Source organism: Hungatella sp. SB206 (assembly GCF_051132295.1).
GTDB classification, from domain to species: domain Bacteria; phylum Bacillota; class Clostridia; order Lachnospirales; family Lachnospiraceae; genus Hungatella; species Hungatella effluvii.
In genome coordinates, this window is sequence record NZ_CP096603.1 from 5,073,401 (window position 1) to 5,089,859 (window position 16,459).

Annotated in this window: 19 protein-coding genes; 3 read left to right on the forward strand and 16 right to left on the reverse strand. The window is 49.6% G+C overall.

Features of this window, described 5'->3' with window-relative positions; genetic code table 11:
- Positions 1-54: 54 nt before the first annotated feature.
- From M1L66_RS22580 to M1L66_RS22630, 11 genes are all read right to left on the reverse strand, one after another.
- Positions 55-252 (reverse strand): hypothetical protein, encoded by a 198-nt coding sequence (locus tag M1L66_RS22580; RefSeq protein ID WP_434688368.1) that lies wholly within the window; start codon positions 250-252, stop codon positions 55-57.
- A 23-nt stretch (positions 253-275) separates the two neighbouring features.
- A complete protein-coding gene (locus M1L66_RS22585; RefSeq protein WP_187018498.1) occupies positions 276-1,061 on the reverse strand; it encodes a carbohydrate-binding protein in 786 nt (261 codons plus the stop codon).
- 3 nt (positions 1,062-1,064) lie between these two features.
- Entirely contained in the window at positions 1,065-1,757 is a 693-nt protein-coding gene (locus M1L66_RS22590) for a GntR family transcriptional regulator (RefSeq protein ID WP_187018497.1), read from the reverse strand.
- A 192-nt stretch (positions 1,758-1,949) separates the two neighbouring features.
- A complete protein-coding gene (locus M1L66_RS22595; protein WP_055658310.1) occupies positions 1,950-2,756 on the reverse strand; it encodes a gluconate 5-dehydrogenase in 807 nt (268 codons plus the stop codon).
- Between the two features lie 129 nt (positions 2,757-2,885).
- On the reverse strand, positions 2,886-3,200 hold the full coding sequence (locus M1L66_RS22600) for a DUF6783 domain-containing protein (protein WP_349768841.1): 315 nt from the start codon (positions 3,198-3,200) through the stop codon (positions 2,886-2,888).
- 123 nt (positions 3,201-3,323) lie between these two features.
- A complete protein-coding gene (locus M1L66_RS22605; protein WP_002603014.1) occupies positions 3,324-3,611 on the reverse strand; it encodes a hypothetical protein in 288 nt (95 codons plus the stop codon).
- Between the two features lie 106 nt (positions 3,612-3,717).
- Positions 3,718-5,784, reverse strand: a complete 2,067-nt coding sequence (locus M1L66_RS22610; RefSeq protein ID WP_434688371.1) for a ribonucleoside triphosphate reductase — start codon at positions 5,782-5,784, stop codon at positions 3,718-3,720.
- A 305-nt stretch (positions 5,785-6,089) separates the two neighbouring features.
- Positions 6,090-6,698 carry a manganese catalase family protein gene (locus M1L66_RS22615; protein ID WP_187018493.1) on the reverse strand — a complete coding sequence of 203 codons (609 nt, stop codon included), beginning with the start codon at positions 6,696-6,698 and terminating at the stop codon, positions 6,090-6,092.
- Entirely contained in the window at positions 6,698-6,964 is a 267-nt protein-coding gene (locus M1L66_RS22620) for a spore coat protein CotJB (RefSeq protein ID WP_187018491.1), read from the reverse strand. Before M1L66_RS22620 ends, M1L66_RS22615 begins: the two co-directional genes overlap by 1 nt.
- Entirely contained in the window at positions 6,964-8,019 is a 1,056-nt protein-coding gene (locus M1L66_RS22625) for a spore coat associated protein CotJA (protein WP_434688373.1), read from the reverse strand. Before M1L66_RS22625 ends, M1L66_RS22620 begins: the two co-directional genes overlap by 1 nt.
- Positions 8,020-8,058: 39 nt before the next feature.
- Entirely contained in the window at positions 8,059-9,393 is a 1,335-nt protein-coding gene (locus M1L66_RS22630; RefSeq protein WP_187018489.1) for an FAD-dependent oxidoreductase, read from the reverse strand.
- A 358-nt stretch (positions 9,394-9,751) separates the two neighbouring features.
- Here M1L66_RS22630 and M1L66_RS22635 point away from each other — a divergent pair, with 358 nt between their 5' ends.
- The 3 genes from M1L66_RS22635 to M1L66_RS22645 all read left to right on the forward strand — a co-directional run bounded on the left by M1L66_RS22635 (position 9,752) and on the right by M1L66_RS22645 (position 12,534).
- Complete coding sequence (locus tag M1L66_RS22635; RefSeq protein WP_434688375.1) at positions 9,752-10,177, forward strand: MarR family winged helix-turn-helix transcriptional regulator; 426 nt, start codon at positions 9,752-9,754, stop codon at positions 10,175-10,177.
- Positions 10,178-10,307: 130 nt separating this feature from the next.
- Positions 10,308-11,069 carry a sulfite exporter TauE/SafE family protein gene (locus M1L66_RS22640; protein WP_434688377.1) on the forward strand — a complete coding sequence of 254 codons (762 nt, stop codon included), beginning with the start codon at positions 10,308-10,310 and terminating at the stop codon, positions 11,067-11,069.
- A gap of 88 nt (positions 11,070-11,157) precedes the next feature.
- The gene (locus tag M1L66_RS22645; RefSeq protein ID WP_434688379.1) at positions 11,158-12,534 is read left to right on the forward strand and encodes an EAL domain-containing protein; all 1,377 of its coding nucleotides are present in this window, start codon (positions 11,158-11,160) and stop codon (positions 12,532-12,534) included.
- 112 nt (positions 12,535-12,646) lie between these two features.
- Here M1L66_RS22645 and M1L66_RS22650 read toward each other — a convergent pair whose 3' ends face one another.
- From M1L66_RS22650 to M1L66_RS22670, 5 genes are all read right to left on the reverse strand, one after another.
- Complete coding sequence (locus M1L66_RS22650; protein WP_187018483.1) at positions 12,647-13,111, reverse strand: CBS domain-containing protein; 465 nt, start codon at positions 13,109-13,111, stop codon at positions 12,647-12,649.
- A gap of 386 nt (positions 13,112-13,497) precedes the next feature.
- Positions 13,498-14,094 (reverse strand): lactate utilization protein, encoded by a 597-nt coding sequence (locus M1L66_RS22655; protein WP_434688381.1) that lies wholly within the window; start codon positions 14,092-14,094, stop codon positions 13,498-13,500.
- 172 nt (positions 14,095-14,266) lie between these two features.
- On the reverse strand, positions 14,267-15,034 hold the full coding sequence (locus M1L66_RS22660) for a peptidoglycan DD-metalloendopeptidase family protein (RefSeq protein ID WP_187018479.1): 768 nt from the start codon (positions 15,032-15,034) through the stop codon (positions 14,267-14,269).
- A gap of 40 nt (positions 15,035-15,074) precedes the next feature.
- Positions 15,075-15,995, reverse strand: a complete 921-nt coding sequence (locus M1L66_RS22665; RefSeq protein ID WP_434688383.1) for a SpoIID/LytB domain-containing protein — start codon at positions 15,993-15,995, stop codon at positions 15,075-15,077.
- Positions 15,996-16,026: 31 nt separating this feature from the next.
- On the reverse strand, positions 16,027-16,458 hold the full coding sequence (locus tag M1L66_RS22670; RefSeq protein WP_187018478.1) for a rod shape-determining protein: 432 nt from the start codon (positions 16,456-16,458) through the stop codon (positions 16,027-16,029).
- Position 16,459: the final 1 nt, after the last annotated feature.

The window sequence follows — 16,459 nt, forward strand, 5'->3', positions numbered from 1 at the left end:
AAGGGAAAGAGGAAATTTCAAATATCGTGAAGGAATTGCAACAGTTCAGACGGCTCATCTTCTTGACCGAAAAATCCGGTCAAGAAGCATCGGATATCCATCCGATGTAAAAATCAGTGCAAAAACGGTCTTATAAGCAAGCTTAACGCCCGCCTTTGCACTGATTTTTCCGCCGTCTGAACTGTTACAAGAAATTGACAAATAAGGTACGCAGACCTCGGCGGGGCTGCGTACCTTATATTTGCACTTCATTTTCTCCTGCTTCCTGCAGTCTCTTACTTCCCGTAAACTTCAATCTGCGTCAGCGCCGGGAACGGAGACGGATCATCTGCCTTGATCAAATCGCTGAGTTTCAACCAGGTGATTCCCTTTTTCTCAATTCTGAACTCATGAGGCTTCACGCTCTTTTCCATATCCACCACTTCCGTGGTGCCGTCGGAAAAGGTAAACGTCGCCTTTACCCACCAGTTATCATGAGGGAAATCGGCTCTCGTAACGAGAACAATCCTGTCAAAATCCACGGGACGACCGAATTCCAGGGTCATCTCCGCATCATCCTGACGGTTAATTCCCCAGGACTCATACGGCCATTCACCGTGAGATTCGTTGGAAACCACGCCGTCAATGGCATTGCGCGCTGCAAACACCGCTTCGCCGCGTGTCTCCACATTCGCATACACATGGGGATAACATCCCGGATCGCCATGCTGGTCCATCACGTTCTTTGCAAGATTGCGGTAAGCCGCGGTCTCATACGCCTCCGCTGTTCTCATGGTCAGATAGTGTTTCTCCCCGGCAAATGATTTTGGATTATAGGAAACCTTCTTCTCATCAAATGGGATCCCATAAACCACTTCCGGCTTCGTGATATAAACAAGCGCCTCATCCATGGTGTCATCCACACGAACCACGTAGTGCTGGTTCACTGCGTCTGTCGTAAATGTGATGGTATCTCCTTCGCCGTACGCGCCCTCGTAAACGAGAACGGCCCGTTCCTCACCGCAGACAGAGCTTTTTACCGCGCCATTTTCATCTTTTACGGTAATCGATACTTTCGCCATCGTCTATTCCTCCTGTTCAAAATAATCTTTATATTCCACATCGATCTGGTGTTTCATGCGTTTCATGCTGTAATAGAGATGTTCCTTCAGGGAACGCTCCAGCCCGGCAATATCCTTTTTCTCCAACAGTTCAAAGAGCTCCGTATGCTCCCGTATGATCCTGGTAAAATCCGTCTCTGTAACGAAATCCAGCATACGGAACCGGGTATAGTGAAGCTGCTGCGCCTGAATCATATCCCAGAGCTTCATCTTGTCCGTAGCCCGGAACCAGATAGCGTGCATCTCCGCATCCATGCGGTAGAACTGTTCCGGCTCGAATCCCTTCTCCTGAATAAGGGCCTGCTGCTTTCTGATCATGTAGCGGACCTCCTCCATCCACAGCGGAGTCGCAATGTCCACAAAATCCCGCATGACCATGGTCTCCACCGCCACGCGCATATAGATCATCTGTTTGATATTGTTCAAATTTAAAAGCGTTACCTGAGTGCCGGAATAGGGCACGGAAATGACAAACCCCTGCTCCTGCAGTCTTCTGACCGCTTCTCTCACAGGCGTCCTCGAAACGCCGAAACGCTCGCAGATCTCATTCTCACTGATCATCTGCCCCGGTTTCAGCTCCAGGTCCAGTATCTCCCGCTTTAACGTCTCAAAAACGAGCTCCCCGCGGTTTTTATAGGCTTTCGTCTTCTCTTCCATGGCACCTCTCCGTCATCATTTCTAAAAAACATGCCATGAGCTCTGCCGGAAACAGAATCATGGCATGAATATTCGTTCTTTTATAACCAGGCTTAAGTACACCGGGTGCTCATAGTATAGCATAACCTTTCTTTACGGTCAATTGCCGTCTATGCAGCATTACCGTTCCCGCCGGTCCCTGTTTCCAGTCATTTACTGCGGCTGCTTGCCGATATAAGCCAGGATACCGCCGTCTACGTAGAGAACGTGTCCATTGATGAAATCAGATGCATCGGAAGCTAAGAATACTGCCGGTGCAGCAAGGTCTTCCGCTTCTCCCCAGCGTCCTGCCGGTGTCTTGGAAATGATAAACTGGTCAAATGGGTGTCTGGAGCCATCCGGCTGTGTCTCACGTAACGGAGCAGTCTGAGGAGTCGCTATGTAGCCAGGTCCAATGCCGTTACACTGAATGTTGAATTCACCGTATTCAGACGCAATATTCCTGGTCAGCATCTTTAAGCCGCCCTTTGCCGCCGCATAAGCGGATACAGTCTCACGTCCAAGTTCAGACATCATGGAGCAGATGTTGATGATCTTACCGTGTCCCTTCTTGATCATAGACGGAATAACTGCCTTGGAAACGATAAATGGAGCATTTAAATCAACGTCAATCACCTGTCTGAACTGCTCAGCGGTCATATCGCACATCGGGATACGCTTGATAATACCGGCATTGTTCACAAGAATATCAATCACGCCGACTTCGCTCTCGATACGGGCTACCATCTCATTCACAGCAGCCTCATTGGTTACGTCACATACGTAGCCGTGAGCATCGATTCCCTCTTCTTTATAGGAAGCAATTCCCTTATCTACTAATTCCTGCTTGATATCGTTAAACACGATCGTTGCGCCGGCTGCAGCCATTCCCTTTGCCATTGCAAAACCAATTCCGTAGGAAGCACCTGTAATCAGTGCAACTTTTCCGTCCAGCGAAAACTTGTCTGTTAAGTAATCCATGTTCATGATTTGTTTCTCCTTTACTTATTTCTTTATTGGTCTGGTCAGTTATTCCGTCATCCCGGTCTGTTTTTCTAAATGTATTCAAATCTTTTAATTTGTATACAACCTCAATGACTTGTATATAGACTAGCATAATGTATTCAGTTTTACAATGTGCAATATCACCAAACTATATTCCCTTTTTTTGTCATTATTTTTTCTTATTCGGATGATCGGCTCTTGAAAACCTGCGTGTGTTTGAAAATTGCTTTTCGTCAGCTGTAAGTCACACGTTGTGGGAAATTGAGTCCCAATGGAGGAGGTGCAGCGGGCTGCGCTGACTGTATAGGGGCTTAATATGCTGCGAAGCGGAGTGGGCAGCGGGTGGAATGGGTTTTCAGATATGCGCAGGGGAAACGCAGGAAAAAAGCTTCTATGAAACGGCTCATTTCTGCGTTTCATAAAAGCTTTTCTGTTTTTGGCTTTTGGCTTTTCTTTTTTCTTTTTACTGTTTAATGTTTCCACCGGCACTCAATGTGCCGGCGGATCTTATCGTGTCAACGAATATCCATTTTTACGAGGTGATTAGCGGCAGCCACATCCGCATCCGCCTTCAGCAGCGGTGCCAGGAGCCGTAATCGGCATTACGTTGTTATTATTGCCTGCCCAGAAGCCATCTCTGAAGCCGGTCTCATAACCTGCGTTAAAGCCTGCAGCATAGCCGCGGCGGAACTGGCAGTTAGCCCAGTCATTCGGTCTGCATGAGCAGGAATTATTATTGTTATTATTGTTATTTCCGCATCCACAGCTCCAGGAACCGCATCCACAATTACATCCACAATTTACATTACATCTATTATTACAACAACACATATGATTGATCTCCTTTAATTTATCAGGTTTGTACTATATCATATGCGAATATACCTTAGATGTGCATAATCGGAAAATTCACTGCTGCTTACAGGATAGCCAAAACTCAGACACGGAACATGATTCTGTTTTTGAACTCCTGTGCCTTCCCCTCGTTCCAGTCGTGAACCGGTCTGTAATAACCGGCAATTCTGCTGTAGACAGCGGCGCGCCCTCCGCATTTGGGACACACATTCTGCCTTCCCGGCAGATATCCGCAGGACTGGCAGATAGAGTAAATCGGCGACAGCGTATAATAAGGAATATCATGACCAGTCGTTATGTCGTGCAGCAGATCCCGCGCCTTCTTCCAGTCGTCAAACTCGCGTTCCATATAAACATGGAACACGGTTCCTGCCGTATAAAGCGGCTGGAGCTGATCCTGATTCGCCAGAGCATCTTCCAGGGAACCATCGTAGTCCGCAGGCAGCTTCGTACTGTTCGTATAATACGGTGCATCTCCTTCGTGCCCCGCCGTCTTGATACCAGGAAATTTTTCCTTATCCAGCATGGCGAAACGGTAGGTAGCCGACTCAGCCGGCGTCGCCTCAAGACCGTAGAGATCCCCGTATTCCAGCTGGTATCCCACGATCTTTTCCTTCATATGATTTAACATGGCAGCGGCAAACTGTCTCGTCTTCTCCGATTCCATGCCCTCTCCCAGCCACGGTGCATTCAGGCCGGCCTCATTCATCCCGATAATGCCGATGGACGAAAGATGGTTGCTGAAATCAGACAGATAGCAGGCCGTATATGGGTACAGGCCGTTCTTCAGTAAATTGGAGATCACCTCACGCTTCGTCCGCAAGGAACGCGCCGCCAGATCCATCATCTTATCCAGTTTCTCATAGAACTCCGCCTCGTTCTTCGACTGATACGCAATCCTCGGCAAATTGATCGTAACCACGCCGATCGATCCTGTATGTTCCCCATATCCGAAGAAACCGCCTGCTTTGCTGCGCAGCTCGTGTAAATCAGGAGTTACCCCATCATAGGAAATTCTCACATCTCCCGGTTTCAGTCCGCTGCGGACGTAATTCGTAAAATACGGCGTACCGTAATGGGAAGCCAGCGAAAACAATAGCCGGTTTCTCTCATTATCAGACCAGTCGAAGTCCGGAGTCAGCCCATAGGACGGGATTGGATACTGAAAACCGAGTCCGCTGGCATCACCCTCCAGCATAGTCTCCAGAAATGCCCGGTCCACCATATCCAGTTCCGCCTGGCACTCCCCATAGGTGAAATCCATCTCCTGTCCACCCACGATGGCCTTCTGCGATGCCATATCCTCCGGAACCATCAAATCCAGGGAAATATGGGAAAATGGTGCCTGAGTCCCCCATCTGCTGGGCGTATTTACGCCAAAGACAAATGCCTCCATACACTTTTTCACCCGGTCATACGAGAGGTTGTCCGCCTTAACAAAGGGCGCCAGATACGTATCAAAAGAAGAGAATGACTGGGAGGCCGCCCATTCATTCTGCATTATTCCCAGAAAATTGACCATCTGATTGCAGAGCGTGGCCAGATGCTTCGCCGGAGCCGCCGTAATCTTTCCTGTAATTCCGCCGAGCCCGTCCATCAGAAGCCTCTTTAAAGACCAGCCACAGCTGTAACCGGTCAGCATGGACAGGTCATGAATATGAAGATCACCATCCATATAAGCCTCGGAAATTTCCTTATCATAGATTTCCGTCAGCCAGTAATTAGTCGTAACCGCGCCTGAGTTATTTAAAATCAGACCGCCCACGGAGTATGTGACCGTAGAGTTCTCCTTCACCCGCCAGTCTTCCACCTTCACATAGTTGTCCACCACATCTTTATAATCCAGCGTTGTCTTACCGAGATTCCTGATCTTCTCCCGCTGCTTCCTGTATAATATGTATGCCTTCGCCACGTCCGTATAGCCGGCTTCCTCCAGCACCTTCTCCACGCTGTCCTGAATATCCTCGACCGCAATCTGGTCGCCCTTCATCTTTTCCTGAAAATCAGACGTCACTCTGATCGACAGCAGTTCCACAATATCTTCCGTATAAAATTTCCCCGTCGCCTTAAACGCCTTCCTTATAGCTTCGGAGATCTTTTCCAGATGAAATTCTACGATTGCCCCATCACGTTTTACTACTAAAATCATGCCTGTCCCCTCTTTCCTTATGTCTCATTTGCTCTTACAATACTCTTACAAATATACCAGATTTCCTGTAAAGTCACAACATACAATAAGCTGAAATACTGTATACACAATATCTTGAGTAAATGTTTCAACTGCTATGGTGTTACTTGTCCCAATTCAAATGTACACATTTTTTTCAGATTTTCATCAAAAATTCTTCACATATCTCATGTATAGTAATACATGTAACAGAGAAAAACCAAACAAAACTTTTTTTCATACTCTGGCCGGCAAGAATCCCCCTCTTGCCGGCCCCTCCCTTTTTATCAGCAATTATTCTTTACATCAAAGCTGGGATTAAAAGCATAAAAATTCTTACTGTCTAAATTATCCTGGGTAATCCGCAGCGCCTCACCGAATCTCTGGAAATGCACCACTTCTCTTTCCCTTAAGTAACGGATCGGGTCACAGACCTCCGGATCCGTCACTACACGCAGAATGTTATCATAGGTGCTCCGGGCCTTTTGTTCTGCCGCCATATCCTCTACCAGATCGGTGATCGGATCGCCTTTCGACTGAAACTCGCAGGCATTAAACGGAATTCCGCCCGCGGCCTGCGGCCATATACCCGTGGTGTGATCAATGTAATAAGGGCCAAAACCAGATTCCACAATCTGCTCCGGCGTTAAGTTCCTGGTGAGCTGATGAACAATCGTCGCTACAATCTCAAGGTGAGCGAGTTCCTCCGTTCCGATATCCGTGAGGAGTCCCTTGCACTCCTTATATGGCATGGCGTAGCGCTGGGATAAGTAGCGCATGGAAGCGCCCATTTCACCATCTGGTCCACCATACTGACTCATAATAAACGTCGCCATCTTAGGATTCGGTGTAGTAATATTTACCGGATACTGTAATCTCTTTTCATATCTCCACATCAGCCGCACTCTCCTTCCCAAGGCCACGGATTATTGACCCAGGTCCAGTAACTATCGGACCGGACTTCGTCAAACATCAGCGGGCCGCACTGAGCCTCATAGGCATCCATTGCCTGTTTCCGTAAATCTGATACATATTGGTAGTAATTCAGCGCATCCTGATCACTGGGATGAGTATCCAAATAGAGAATCACATCGTCCATAGCGAAGCTCGCCTCATAGACTGCCTGAAGCAAAGCACTGCAGTTCATATCGGTATTTGCCATTATCTGCACCTCCCCATGGAAAACGGTTTATCCAGATCCGGGAAAATTGTCCCTCTGCTCATTGCTTTTTCAACCGGATAGACCTGCTGCCAGCGCTGCCACGGAACGTATGCCATAGCCACTGGAAACTGATCGATATCACAGGATGAATTCATAGAACCGGAATTCGTCGGCATTTCTGGGCTAACGGCTGATTCACGGCCTGACATTACCTCCCGGCGAGCGACCGTACCTGAGTCCATCAGTGCATTCGACTGCGGCATTGCGCCACGGCTCATCGGCATTTCCGGCTGCATCATCGATCCGCGCCCCATCGGCATTTCCGGCTGCATCATTGATCCACGACCCATCGGCATTTCCGGCTGCATCATCGATCCGCGCCCCATCGGCATTTCCGGCTGCATCATTGATCCACGACCCATCGGCATTTCCGGCTGCATCATTGATCCACGACCCATCGGCATTTCCGGCTGCATCATTGATCCGCGCCCCACCGGCATTTCCGGCTGTATCGCCGGCCCTGATCCCATCGGCATATTCGGCTGCATTGCAGATCCACGTCCCATGGGCATATTCGACGGTATCGCCGGCCCTGGTCCCATCGGCATCTCCGAACGCATGTTAGGTCCACATCCTGCCGGGATATTCGGCGGCATCGCCGGTCCTGGTCCCATCGGCATATTCGGCTGTGTCGCTCCTCCACGCCCCATTGACATTTCTGGCGGCATTACCGGCCCACGCCCCATTGGCATCTCCGGCGGCATTGCTGGCCCCGGGCCCATCGGCATATTCGGCTGCGTCGCTCCCCCGCGCCCCATCGGCATATTGGGCTGAGTTGCGCCTCCGCGCCCCATCGGCATCTCCGGCGGCATCGCCGGTCCTGGCCCCATCGGCATATTCGGCTGTGTCGCCGAATCGTGGTGAACGGCCGGGCCAGATCCCAGAGGAAGATCCGGGCGTATCACCGGGCCTGGGCCCATTGGAACATCCTGACGGCCTTTAGCGCCCTGCGGCGCCTGGCAGCCAGGACATCTTTGTTTCGTATAACAATCCATAGGATGAAATACTCCTTTCAATATGATAAGTTTCTAATATCAATTTATGAAAGGAAGGCTTTCTTGTGCAGGGCCAACGCATATTTTTCCATTTTGTTCAAATTGCGATCCGTGGCAGGGGCACTCGTAGCGCCCGTCCATCCGATTGTATACAAGCCTGCAGCCCAGATGAGGACACCGGGGAACCTTTGGCATAGCGCCACTCATAAGCCCGGCCGCAGAATAACCGGCATGGGAAAGAAATGTGGACGCCGCCGCTTTTGGCCTGAACCGCTGCGGAGTAAATACCTCGTCGTACGGCGTCCTTCTTCCCATAATCTGCGCTGTCACGATCCTGGCCGCGGCCATTGCCGTTGTCATGCCCCATTTTCCAAATCCCGTTGCCACGTACCAGTCCGCAAGCACGCCGGAGAAATGGCCGATGTAAGGCACACTGTCCACACTCATACAGTCTTCCGCCGACCATCTTCCGTATTCCTCCGTGTCCGGATAAAAATGTTCTCTCAACCGCCGCATCTCTTCGTAAGGATTCTTTTTGGGACACTTTCCAGTCCGATGGCTTCCATGGCCCAAAAGAAGCGTATCCCCCGCGCTCCGGAAGGAATAGGAGTTTTTATCAATCCCCAGATACATTCCCTCCAGCTCCTTTACAGGCCCCAGCGCCATCACGTAACTCTTTTCCTGATACATCCGCAGAAAGTAAAAGCCCGGTATATTTACAAATGGAAAATGACACGCAAATACAATGTGACCCGCCTTCACCACACCTCTGTTCGTAATGATCTCATGCCCCTTCACCTCACGGACATTCGTCCGCTCATAGACTGTTAAATCCCCGGAGAGCGCTTCGATGAACTCCAGTGGGTGAAACTGTGCCTGATCTGCAAAACGCACCGCCCCGTGAACCGGAAACGGAAGCTCCGTCTCCCGGACAAAGGAAGCCGGTATGCCGCATCGTGCAGCACAGTCCGCCTCCTGCCTCAGAATTTCCGACTCATTAACCGAAAATAAATAGGCATCCTTCTTCTCAAAATGACATGCAATGCGGTATCTGTCAATTAACTTCTCATAATCCCGAATAGCCTGCTGGTTCGCCATGGCGTAAGCGGCGGCATGCTTCTCCCCCATGGTGTTTACAAGCTTTTGGTAAATGAGGTTATGCTGGGATGTAATCTTCGCGGTCGTATATCCCGACTGGCCGCTTCCGATCCGGTTGGCCTCCAGCACAATCACTTCTTTTCCCTGTTCCTTCAGATAATGGGCCGCCAGAATACCAAAGAGTCCTGCTCCGATTACTGCAACCTCTGTTTTCTTATTACCGGGAAGCGGATTTCTTCCAGGTATTTTCGTTGTCTGTGTCCAGATTGATTTCATATTTTCACCTCACGGTTATCATTCCCCGATATCCTGAAATTTACTTCTTCCTTTTCTTCTTCACCGGTATTTCTATTGACAAAACCGGAACGATTTGATATAGTTCTAAAAAGAACAGTTCATTTTAAAACTATTTGTAACTGTTACTCTATCAGTCAAATACTCCGTTCCAAGCGGCAGGGTATTTGACCCACGCGGCAGTCGCCAAATACTCGAGCTAACAGCCATATGTCCATGCTAATAGCCATATACCTATGCTAACAGCCATATACCTATGCTAACAGCCATATGCTCGTTCATACAAGCTCGGCCCCCGGCTGGCTGCTCGCGGAAATCCACAGAAAAAGAGGTGAATCATATGGAGACACGCGATATTTTATCCGGAGCAAAGTCCTTTCACAAGATTTACAATCAGGTCATTCAGACCGCGGCCGCACGGCACCATTTATCGCTGATGGATGCCGACATCATTCTGTTTCTCTACAATAATCCGGATTACGACACAGCAAAGGACATCTCTTATTTCCGCATGCTGGCGAAATCAGGGGTATCCGCTTCCGTGGAGTCGCTGACGGGTCTGGGATACTTAGAGAGTCACGAGGACACCGCCGACCGCAGAAAAATTCATTTAAAGCTGACAGATGCCGCCGCCCCTGTCGCCCGGGATTTAAAACGGACACAGGAGGATTTCTTCGAACGGCTGAACCGCGGGATTTCAGAGGAAGAACGGCATATGTTCTCGGATCTATTAAAACGGATGATGGATAATCTAAAACAAACGTAATCAACTCCCCCGCAGCAAGCAACAGAGTATTTACCCCCTCACAGCAGTCGCCAAAAGCTCATGCCTCCATCGCACATAGCTCGTTACCCGCGGGAATAAACAAGAAAACAAGAGAAAAGAAGGTCTTACCATGTTAGTAAAAATCATTGTATGTCTGTTTGCAGGCCTCGGAGCCGGCTTCGGCACAGGCTTTGCCGGAATGAGCGCGGCGGCCGTCATCAGCCCCATGCTCATCACATTTTTAGGAGTCCCTGCTTATCAGGCGATCGGCATCGCTCTGGCCAGCGATGTTCTCGCCAGCGCCGTATCGGCCTACACCTACGGAAAACACAAAAACCTCGATATTCGAAACGGTATCGTGATGATGGCCGCTGTCTTAATCTTCACCATGATTGGAAGCTACATCTCATCCCTGGTTCCCAATCACGCCATGGGGAACGCATCCGTCTTCCTCACCATGCTTCTGGGCATTAAATTCATAGTGAGACCGGTCCTCACAACCAAAGACGCACAGGAATCCAAGACCATAAGGCAAAAGCTGATCCAGTCCATACTGAGCGGCATTGTGGTCGGTTTCATCTGTGGATTTATCGGCGCAGGCGGCGGTATGATGATGCTTCTGCTGCTGACAAGCGTACTGGGATATGAATTAAAGACCGCCGTCGGAACCAGCGTATTTATCATGACGTTCACGGCTTTGACCGGCTCCCTCTCCCATTTTGCCATCGGCGGCATGCCGGATCTGTTCCTGCTTGTACTCTGTATCGTGTTTACCTTCCTGTTTGCCCGAATCGCCGCCGTTTTCGCAAACAAAGCAGATCCGAAACTTTTAAACCGGTTGACCGGCGTGATTCTGTTTCTGCTGGGAGCTGTCATGCTTCTCGTAAAGTAGGTTCAATATTTACCGAAATCTTCCTTGATTTCACGCCTGTTTTATACTACAATAAAGTTAATAATTGCAAAAACAGGAGGCAGACCACATGAGTTGGTTTCAAAAGAAGACAATCCCCACTCCGTCACCGGTAGAATCCGAGCCCGTGATCACTGAAAGGGCGGAAGAAAGCAAGTTGGAACGTGACGCATGCTACCGGCACCTGTCGGAAGTCATGGATACACCCTCAGACCGCGGAGTTGTATTAAAAGTATACATAGAGAATTTCAAACGATTAAATCAGGTATTTGGTTACGATTACTGTGAGAACCTTTTAAGCCAGATTCTCGCCTATTTAAAAGAAAAGACAGGAAAACCTGTTTATCACTACATCGGCGTGGAATACATCATGATCCTCGACCAGTATTCACAGGGACAGGCATCCGATCTTGCAGAAGAGATCGCCGAACAGTTTGATCACGCCTGGAAAGTGAACGGAACGGACTGCCTCTGTTCCGTTCAGATGGGTATGTGTTCCTATCCGGGACACGCCGTGACGCCGGACGAGCTGTTAAAATGTCTCGACCTGGCAGTCTTAAGAGCAGAAGAAGGCGGACCGAACCAGGCCATTATGTTCGACAGTACACTTCAGAAGCAGCTGCTTCGCCGCCATACCATCGCGTTATACTTAAAGACCGCCATTGAAAAAGAAGAGATTGAGGTCCGTTACCGCCCTACACTTAATATGGAAACCGGAAAGTTCAGCCGCGCAGAGTTTTATATGCGCATCTTCATCAAGGGGCTGGGACTCATTGGAGCCAGCGAGGTTCTTCCGATCGCTGAAGACTCCGGCCAGATCCGCTCCCTCGAATATTTCGCCCTGGATAAAGTGGGCCAATGTATCGCAAAGCTCACCGAGGCAGGCAGGGAATTCGATTCCATCGCTCTCCCGATATCTTCTATCCTCTTTTTGCAGGAAGATTTTCTGGATGAGGTCAGACGCGTCATCGATACTTACCAGATCCCCAAAGGCAAGCTTGCCATCGAGATCCAGGAAAGCGCCCTGACCACAGCATACTTAAACATTAACATCATGCTGCAGGAACTGTCCGACATGGGCGTAGAGCTGGTGTTAAACGAATTCGGTTCCGGATATTCCGGCGTAGCCACAATCCTGGAGCTTCCGGTCAACACGCTGAAGCTGGAGCGTTTATTCGTATGGCAGCTGGAGACGAACCCGAAGTCACGCTGCGTGATCGAGGGACTGATCCACATCGCCAAGGACCTGGATTTAAATATCATCGCAGAAGGTGTGGAAACCGAGAATCAGGTAAATATCCTGACGAACGCCGGATGCGACTACCAGCAGGGTTTTTACTACTCCCCGACTCTGGAGCAGGACACGCTGCTTAAAGTGATCGACAATACCTTTGCCGACTCCATCTCTCTGCTAAACGAAGAGAAAGAAAAAATGACAAGAGCATAAACACAAAAAAACGCCTGCCGCCGGGAAACACCAGTTACAGAAGTAACCGTTCCCGTCGACAGGCGTTTTAACAAAGCCTTGCTTCCTAATCCGTGATTCCTTTTCACAATTCCTATCCCAGCACCAGCCGTGCCTTATCTCCCGCGTTCCGACAGGCCTGTGCCGCCTGACTGCATTCCTGGGACTTATCGTAGTAATAGCGAATAATGTCCTTTCTGGTGATGATTCCGATGAAGTTCTTCTGGTCATCTACCACGGGAACAAAGTTCTGGTTCAGCGCCTTGTCGATTAAATCTTCCATGTTGGAGTTTGCATATACCGGACGGTTGTCCAGTCTCCGGTCGATCGCCGCCACGGTTACGCGCTCGGCCTCCTTTAAGCTTAAATTAAACTTATTCTTGATTCCCCAGAGCATATCGCCCTCTGTGATGGTTCCAATGTATCTTCCCGTTCTGCTGATAATCGGTACCGCGGAGTACTTGTGATACTCCATCTTCTCAAGGGCCTGCCGCAGAGTCTCGTCCTCATAAATATATGCTACTTCACACTTTGGTGTTAAAAAAAACAATATGTTCATAGCCGCACTCCCGTCACATTATTTTCGTCTTTATTATAGCATATTACCTTAGTTCACATATGAACAAATTATTATTTTTTTATAACATTTTAGTAGTAACAGTTCCGCCCTCGCCTCCGGCTGTCGCGGTCCGTCCAGGTGCTTTCGTTTCCCGTACCTTTCCTGTTCCGGTTTCGGGCATAAGCAGTTCTAAATGTGCAGAATTTTTCTAAAAACCAGTGAAAATCCCCAAACTCGCTGCGCTCAGACAGGTGGGGATTTCCCCTGAACGAAAAATTCTGCGCATTAAGAACTGCTAATGCCCTGCAAAGTCACAGGAAAGGTACGGGAAACGAAAGCACCTGGACGGACCGCGACAGCCAGAAGCGAGGGCTGAACTGTTACTTTTAGTAGCCCAGATCCTCGTTGATAAACACGACTTCTGCCTCCATACCGTTACAGGGGCGATCCTGGATGACGGTTGCTCTGCAGATGCGTTCCGGACTGTCGCAGTCGTAGCAGCGGTCCCCTCCATTCGCCGCACAGGGCGTCTTCCGGTTCAGACGCAGCGCATTTTTCGGCGCCGCCACGTTCTTTGCACGCATGAGTGCACTGTGCATATCGGGCGAAATCTTATTTCTGCCTACCAGATAGTACACCTTCTGAGGCCCGTAGATCGTCATGGAAACACGGTTGCCGGTCCCGTCGATATTGACTATCTCTCCGGTCTCGGATACCCCGTTGGCACTGCAGATATAGACCTCTGCCTGCTTCGCCTTCTTAAGCGTCTCTGCCCCTGGTTCCAGCCAGTGCCAGGTCAGCGCACACTCCCCCTCCAGAACCTCATTCAGTTTTATCTCCTGCAGCGTCACACTGCCTCCCAGCGCCACCGCCTTCCCCTTCACCATCTCTTTTATGTAGGAAGCCGCTTCCTCCCCTGTCTCGAAATATGACGTATGAAATCCATGCTTTTCAAAATTCTTCTTCAGTATATCGTAATTCATTATTTTTCTCCTTTCCTGACGGCCACACATAAAAATACCGCTCACAAACCTCATTTATATTATACCACATCCCCATCTCCATTTACACAAAAAAACAGAACAGAAAACTTCAATAAGCCTTCTGCCCTGCCTTCTTTTCTTCACCGTATGGTACAGTCCGGTCCGCACGCTCTCACTGCATGTAATCCAGCGGATCTACCGGCTGATTCTCGTGCTCCAGCTCGAAGTATAAGTTCGCGCCTTCAATTGAATAATATTTCGTAGGTTCGGCCACATAGCCCAGAACGTCGCCCTGAGCGACATATTCATTTTCCACTACCTGCAGTTCCTTTAACTGGCCGCAGACAGCCGTATAGTCATTTCCCATATTAAGAATGACGTAATTACCCAGTTCTTCATTAGAACCGATCTCCTGGATTTTTGCGTTTGCAGGTGCTACGACCGGTGTGCTCACGGCGCCCTGAATGACGATGCCCGGATTACATTTATACTGATCAAGAGTCGGGAAATAGATGGTGGACTCCATGCTGTAATCCAGAATGACATTTCCTGATACCGGCCATGCCATCTTTGTTGCATCGTTAAAATTGAGGACAAGCGCTGCGGCCGCCTCCTTTTCCGCTCCGGCCTTAACCGCCGGGTTTTTAGCTTCTGTCTCTGCTTTCGCTGTAGCCTTGGCGGAATCAGCAACCTGTGTATCCGCATCCAGATTCTGCTCAGCGTTGGAATCACCGGCAACTGCTACCTGGTTTTCCTGTGGTATCGTCTCTTCTGCAATGACACCCTTCTGGTCCGGAACTTCAAGATATGGACTCTGGCCGTCATTGTTTCCTCTTTGAATGGTAATGACTCCTGCCGCAGCAACTATAGTCAGCAGGCCTAAAACCAACAGGACAAGGAATACTTTATCCTTGAACAATTGACTCATTTTCTCTTTCACGTTTATCACCTCGGTAATATTCTTACCAAAGGAGAAAGAGTTATTCAGAAATCAGAACAATATTTTTATAAAAAAATCCAAGAATCTCTTCCGCGGTCTTTCCCTCCTCCGCCATGCACTTCGCCCCGTACTGGCTGAGACCGTAACCGTGGCCCACGCCCTGACAGACCGCCCGGATTCCGCCGTCGTACTCCTCCAGCGTATAAGACGGTGACGGCAGCCCCAGTGCATACTGGACCTCCTCTCCTGTATACACCTTTGTACCGATTTGAATCTGTCCCACGTAACCGCCATCGTCGCGGACGATGATCTGAATGGACTGGGGAAGCTGGCCTGCATCAACAGGCACGCTGTCGGCGATCTGATTAATCCTGCCGGCAAAATCTTCCTTGCTCCAGGTCATCATGGTCAGGTAGCCTTCTGCCTCCACATCGCGTTTGCTGGCCACCGCCTGCAAATACGTATGGCTCTCATCTCCGGTTCTCGTCATCCCGGTGCTGGCGCGGTGAAACAGCGGTTCAATGAGCTTGCCGTCATAGGTGATCACCTCGCCCGCCGTCGAGCGCACGGCCTCTTCCACCGCCTGAAAATACGTCACAAATGACTCGCTTCCCCACATGGCCTCCATCTGCTTCTCCTCCAGATATTCCATATGAAGCTCCGATTCCTTCACCTCGTCCTGACCATTCATCTTCTGGTAAATAAACGTCCTGGCGATCACAGCCTGCGCCCGCAGCGCTTCCTTCCCATACTCCGCCGGAATCTGCTTCGCCACGACTCCGGGCAGATACTCTTCCACATCCATATAGGATTCCCCGTTTTTCCGGTCCAGAATCACTTTTTTTCCGCTGGTAATGAGCGGTACCTGCTTCTTTTCCTCGATTCTGCCTGTCCATGCCAGGGTTATTATATATGGAAGCAGCAATGCCATGACGCATATCATTACAACTTTTTTTGCCACCAAAAACCTCCGCAAGTTCCTTTAAAAAATTCTATGCGGACAATTCTCGTTTATGCAGAAACGTTCCTTTTCCTTCCCACTCCACGTAATTCCCACGAACACGGAGCACTGTTCCCCCAGAGAGGTTACGGCAGTTTCCAAAGGCAGACTGCTGAGATACACCGTTTTCGCCCCGGCCTGGTAAAAGGACAGCAGGAGTCGGCGGAGCATCCATAGCCTCCTCCGCCTCATTTCCCATGGCTATAATCAGGCCGGTGTCCCTGTTTACAAGAGCCATGGACGATTCCTCCAGCACAATACCGCTGTTTTTCACGTAAATCGTTATTTTCGACGGTTCAAATCCCCGCCGCAGGCAGCACTCAAAAACAGAACGGTGGGAAAATGCCGCCCGCTGTTCCGTCCTGCCGACGGCGCTTCTCGCTGCATTTTCCCACCGTAATTCTCTTAAGCGCTTATTCTGCACT

Excerpts from the sequence above, each read along its gene's own strand:
- M1L66_RS22580 (WP_434688368.1), bottom strand. The coding sequence starts at position 252 with ATGAAGTGCAAATATAAGGTACGCAGCCCCGCCGAGGTCTGCGTACCT.
- M1L66_RS22585 (WP_187018498.1), bottom strand. The coding sequence starts at position 1,061 with ATGGCGAAAGTATCGATTACCGTAAAAGATGAAAATGGCGCGGTAAAA.
- M1L66_RS22590 (WP_187018497.1), bottom strand. The coding sequence starts at position 1,757 with ATGGAAGAGAAGACGAAAGCCTATAAAAACCGCGGGGAGCTCGTTTTT.
- M1L66_RS22595 (WP_055658310.1), bottom strand. The coding sequence starts at position 2,756 with ATGGATTACTTAACAGACAAGTTTTCGCTGGACGGAAAAGTTGCACTG.
- M1L66_RS22600 (WP_349768841.1), bottom strand. The coding sequence starts at position 3,200 with ATGAAACGCAGAAATGAGCCGTTTCATAGAAGCTTTTTTCCTGCGTTT.
- M1L66_RS22605 (WP_002603014.1), bottom strand. The coding sequence starts at position 3,611 with ATGTGTTGTTGTAATAATAGATGTAATGTAAATTGTGGATGTAATTGT.
- M1L66_RS22610 (WP_434688371.1), bottom strand. The coding sequence starts at position 5,784 with ATGATTTTAGTAGTAAAACGTGATGGGGCAATCGTAGAATTTCATCTG.
- M1L66_RS22615 (WP_187018493.1), bottom strand. The coding sequence starts at position 6,698 with ATGTGGAGATATGAAAAGAGATTACAGTATCCGGTAAATATTACTACA.
- M1L66_RS22620 (WP_187018491.1), bottom strand. The coding sequence starts at position 6,964 with ATGGCAAATACCGATATGAACTGCAGTGCTTTGCTTCAGGCAGTCTAT.
- M1L66_RS22625 (WP_434688373.1), bottom strand. The coding sequence starts at position 8,019 with ATGGATTGTTATACGAAACAAAGATGTCCTGGCTGCCAGGCGCCGCAG.
- M1L66_RS22630 (WP_187018489.1), bottom strand. The coding sequence starts at position 9,393 with ATGAAATCAATCTGGACACAGACAACGAAAATACCTGGAAGAAATCCG.
- M1L66_RS22635 (WP_434688375.1), top strand. The coding sequence starts at position 9,752 with ATGGAGACACGCGATATTTTATCCGGAGCAAAGTCCTTTCACAAGATT.
- M1L66_RS22640 (WP_434688377.1), top strand. The coding sequence starts at position 10,308 with ATGTTAGTAAAAATCATTGTATGTCTGTTTGCAGGCCTCGGAGCCGGC.
- M1L66_RS22645 (WP_434688379.1), top strand. The coding sequence starts at position 11,158 with ATGAGTTGGTTTCAAAAGAAGACAATCCCCACTCCGTCACCGGTAGAA.
- M1L66_RS22650 (WP_187018483.1), bottom strand. The coding sequence starts at position 13,111 with ATGAACATATTGTTTTTTTTAACACCAAAGTGTGAAGTAGCATATATT.
- M1L66_RS22655 (WP_434688381.1), bottom strand. The coding sequence starts at position 14,094 with ATGAATTACGATATACTGAAGAAGAATTTTGAAAAGCATGGATTTCAT.